Here is a 4,250-nt window from a genome sequence, read left to right as displayed (position 1 = left end):
GCGGGCGGCTGGCATTGGGTATGGGCGGCACGCGCACGGCCTGTCCCGGGGCCAGACGGGTGGCGGCGGTGGCACGCCTGCCATCCACGCGTACCTGTCCCGTTCGGCACAGCTTCTGCAGCGCACCCTGCGTCAGGTGGGGGTAATGCCTGCGGAACCAGCGGTCGAGGCGGATATCGGCTTCGTCATCGCTGACGGTAAGGGTAACGACACTCATGACCCACGGCTTTCGCGCACTCTGTTCCAACTGTCCAGTCGTCGCGCCACTTCGCGTTCATATCCGCGCCCGGTGGGCTGGTACAGTTTCGGGCGGCGCATGCCATCGGGGAAGTAGTTCTGGCCCGATATGCCACCTTCCGTATCATGGTCGTATTCGTAGCCCTTGCCGTAGCCGATATCCTTCATGAGCGTGGTCGGCGCGTTGAGGATATGGGCCGGCGGCATCAGGCTGCCGGTGGCGCGCGCGGCCCGGCGGGCCATGTTGTAGCCCTTGTACACCGCGTTGGATTTGGGGGCGGTGGCCAGATGCACTACAAGCTGCGCCAGCGCCAGTTCCCCCTCCGGCGATCCCAGCCGTTCAAATGTCTCCCACGCCGCGACCGCCAGCGGCAGGGCCTGCGGGTCGGCCATGCCCACGTCCTCGGCGGCGAAGCGGGTCAGGCGGCGGGCGATATAGCGCGGGTCCTCGCCCCCTTCCAGCATGCGGGCGAACCAGTACAGCGCGGCGTCCGGGTCTGATCCGCGCATGGATTTATGCAGCGCGGAAATCAGGTTGTAATGTTCCTCGCGGTCCTTGTCATACAGCGCCGCGCGGCGCGCCAGCAGGCTGGACAGGGCGGCGGGGTCCAGCGGCGCCTTCTGCGGTGGCAGGGCCAGAAGCTGCTCGACCATGTTCAGCAGGTAGCGCCCGTCCCCATCGGCCATGGCGCGCAGGGTGGCGCGGGCTTCGGGCGTCAGCGGCAGGGTCGTGCCGGTAGCAAGCTCGGCACGTTCCAGCAGCTTTTCCATCGCCGCGTCATCCAGACGGTGCAGCACCAGCACCTGGCAGCGCGACAGTAGCGCGCTGTTCAGCGCAAAGGACGGGTTTTCCGTCGTGGCCCCGACCAGCACGACCGTGCCATCTTCCACCACCGGCAGGAAACCGTCCTGCTGCGCGCGGTTGAAACGGTGAATTTCATCAACGAACAATAACGTGCCGCCACCACTGGCACTGGTGCGCCGCGCGTCCTCGAACGCGCGCTTGAGGTCGGCCACGCCGGAAAACACCGCCGAAAGCTGCACGAAGCGCAGTCCCGCCGCATCGGCCAGCAGGCGGGCGATGGTGGTCTTGCCCACACCCGGTCCACCCCACAGGATCAGGCTGGCCAGCGACCCGCGTGCAAGCATCTGCCGCAGGCTGCCCTGGGGCCCGAGCAGATGGTCCTGCCCCACCACGTCATCCAGCGTTGCAGGGCGCAGGCGGTCGGCCAGTGGCTGGGTGCGCGCGGCGACTTTCGGTTCATGGGCCGGAAACGGGACCGGGCCGCGCCCGTCCTGCCGTGGCGGCGGCCCNGCCAAACAGATCCGCTGGCCCGTTATCCATGCTGTCACGCCTGCCTGCCATATGCTCCTGCCTGTATCATAGCGGTCCCATGTGGCGGACCATGACTGAATCTGGGGACTGTTACCCTTCAATACCAGTACCACCGGCACAATACATGCCCGATGCCGCCATGACACGCGATGTCAGAACTGGAAATAGATGAAGGGTTCCGGCGGTCGGCCGCCAATCAGGAACAACAGCAGCACGAAGGCCATGCCTGCCGCCACCGCCATCCACGGTGCCGGCCGCAGGCGTTCCAGCACCACCTGCTGCGAGGCCGGGCCGATCACCGCCACGGCCGCCGCCAGCCCCAGCACGACCGGGTGGCGGATCGCAGCCCCGCCCATGCCATGCAGCCCCGCCATCGCCCCCAGCATATGCCCTGCCGTCGCAAGGTCCGCCGCGCGGAACACCACCCATGTCAGCAGCACGAACCCCATGGTCAGCACATACCCGCCCACGCGCGGCATGGTCCGTCCCGCACGGTCCCACACATGGGCCACCGCCAGCGCCGCGCCATGCAGCAGGCCCCACACGACAAAATTCCACCCCGCCCCGTGCCACACGCCCGCCAGCCACATGGTGACCATCACGTTGACGGCCTGCCGCAGCGGCGTGCAGCGGTTTCCGCCCAGCGGGATATAGATGTAGTCACGCAGGAAACGCGACAGCGTCATGTGCCACCGCCGCCAGAAATCCCGCACCGAAACCGCTGCGTAGGGCGCGTTGAAATTGAATGGCAGGCGGATGCCCATCATCAGCGCCATGCCGATGGCCATGTCGGAATAACCCGAAAAATCGAAATAGATCTGCAGCATGTAGGCCACCGCCGCCAGCCATGCCGCCGCCATGCCGGGCACATGACCCGCGTGGGCGGCATCAAACACCGGCGCGCAGATGGTGCCCAATGTGTCGGCCAGCCCCACTTTCTTGCCAAGGCCAACCAGCAGCAGCAGCCCGCCCCGGCCCAGGTTTTCCCACATCGCGGCGTTGCGGGGACTGGCGTCGAACTGCGGGATCAGTTCGTTATGCCGCACGATGGGACCGGCCACGAACTGCGGGAAAAACGTGACGAATTCCATGAAATCCGCCAGCCGGTACACCCGCGCCTGCCCCCGTGCCAGATCGACAAGGTAGGAAATTTTCTGGAACACGAAAAACGACAGCCCCAGCGGCAGCACGATGGGCCACGCCACATGCTCCCGCCCCATCCAGTGCATTATGCTGCCCGCCAGCCAGTCGGCGTATTTGAAGCCGAACAGCACGGCAATATTGCCCGCGATCCCCACCCGCAGCCACAGGCGCTGGCCTGTTCGCCCCCACATGATGGCGACCATCTGGCTGAACCCGATCATCGCCAGCCAGAACGGCACGAAACGCCAGTCCCACAATCCGTAGAACAGCACGGAGGCTGCAATGATCACGCCCTGTCGCGCGGCCCGGCTGTCGCCCACGGCGTAATACAGCCCGAGTACCAGCGGCAGGAAGACAACCAGGAACGACTGCGATGCAAACAGCATCAGCCGCCGCGTTCCGCCACCGCCTGTCCCGCCGCATGGCCGCTGGCCCATGCCCATTGAAAATTGTAGCCACCCAGCCAGCCGGTCACGTCCACGGCTTCCCCCACCATGAACAGGCCAGGCACGTCACGCGCCTGCATATCGCGCGAGGACAGGCAGTCCGTATCCACCCCGCCGCGCGTGACCTCGGCCTTCACATAGCCTTCGGTACCATGTGGGTTGAGCCGCCAGCCCGACAGGACACCGGCGACATTGGCCAGCACCGCATCGGGCATGCCCGCAAGCTGCCCGTCAGGCAGGTGCGCATGCGCCATGAGCTGGGCCAGGCGCTGCGGCAGCAGCATGGACAGCATGGCCACCCCGCCCGCGCGCGGACGGTCGCGCTTGATTTCCAGCAGCCTGCTGGTGGCATCGATGCCGGGCAGCAGGTCGATATCCAGCACCTGCCCCGGCTGCCAGTAGGACGAGGCCTGCAGGATGGCGGGACCGGACAGGCCACGATGGGTAAAGACCATGCCGTCACGGAAGGTAACCTGGCGCGCCTGCCGCCCTTCCCCCGCATGGCAGGTAATGCCGACCGTGACAGACAGCCCGGCCAGCGGTTCCATCCATTCGCGGTCCTGCGCGCCGAATGTCAGTGGCACCAGTGCGGGCGCGGGCGACACGACGCGCAACCCGAACCGGCGCGCAAGATCGTGGGCCAGGCCGGTCGCCCCCAGCTTGGGAATCGACAGGCCGCCGGTTGCGACAATCAGGCTTGGGGCATGGAAGGTACCGTGGTCCGTCTCGACCCGGTAGTGTCCGCCCGCGTCACGCGCCACGTCGATGATCCGGTGCGACACCCGGACATCCACCTGTCCCGCCGCGCATTCACGCCGCAGCATGTCCACGATATCGCGCGCCGAGCGGTCACAGAACAGCTGGCCCGCCGCCTTTTCATGCCACGGGATGCGATGGCGCCGCACCAGGTCCACGAAATCGGCGGGCGTATAGCGCGCCAGCGCCGATTTGGCGAAATGCGGGTTGGCGGACAGGAACTGCCCCGGCCCCGTATCCATATTAGTAAAATTGCACCGGCCCCCGCCGGAAATCAGGATCTTGCGGCCAGCATGGGGCGCATGGTCCAGCACCAGCACCCGCGCGCCCGC

Annotated in this window: 3 protein-coding genes and 1 pseudogene (1 of these 4 cut by a window edge); all 4 read right to left on the bottom strand. The window is 66.7% G+C overall.

Annotation, left to right across the window (positions count from 1 at the left end; genetic code table 11):
* A pseudogene (locus GEU01_RS22315) lies at positions 1-217 on the bottom strand (RluA family pseudouridine synthase) (it extends 759 nt beyond the left edge of the window).
* A complete protein-coding gene (locus tag GEU01_RS22310; protein ID WP_232272407.1) occupies positions 214-1,590 on the bottom strand; it encodes a replication-associated recombination protein A in 1,377 nt (458 codons plus the stop codon). The pseudogene GEU01_RS22315 and the gene GEU01_RS22310 overlap by 4 nt, the downstream one beginning before the upstream one ends.
* A gap of 135 nt (positions 1,591-1,725) precedes the next feature.
* Positions 1,726-3,102 (bottom strand): MBOAT family O-acyltransferase, encoded by a 1,377-nt coding sequence (locus GEU01_RS05325; protein WP_026018525.1) that lies wholly within the window; start codon positions 3,100-3,102, stop codon positions 1,726-1,728.
* Positions 3,102-4,250 (bottom strand): aminoacetone oxidase family FAD-binding enzyme (locus GEU01_RS05320; RefSeq protein WP_042710780.1); only part of this gene is annotated, 1,149 nt, incomplete at its 5' end. The genes GEU01_RS05325 and GEU01_RS05320, both read right to left, overlap by 1 nt.

The sequence above is a fragment of the Komagataeibacter europaeus LMG 18890 genome (genome assembly GCF_000285295.1).
Classification (GTDB): domain Bacteria; phylum Pseudomonadota; class Alphaproteobacteria; order Acetobacterales; family Acetobacteraceae; genus Komagataeibacter; species Komagataeibacter europaeus.
Note: the sequence above shows the minus strand (reverse complement) of the source record. Positions and strands in the feature narration are given on the sequence as shown.

Bases quoted from the DNA above. Each gene is read 5' to 3' on its own strand.
- GEU01_RS05325 (WP_026018525.1), bottom strand. From the start codon at position 3,102: ATGCTGTTTGCATCGCAGTCGTTCCTGGTTGTCTTCCTGCCGCTGGTA.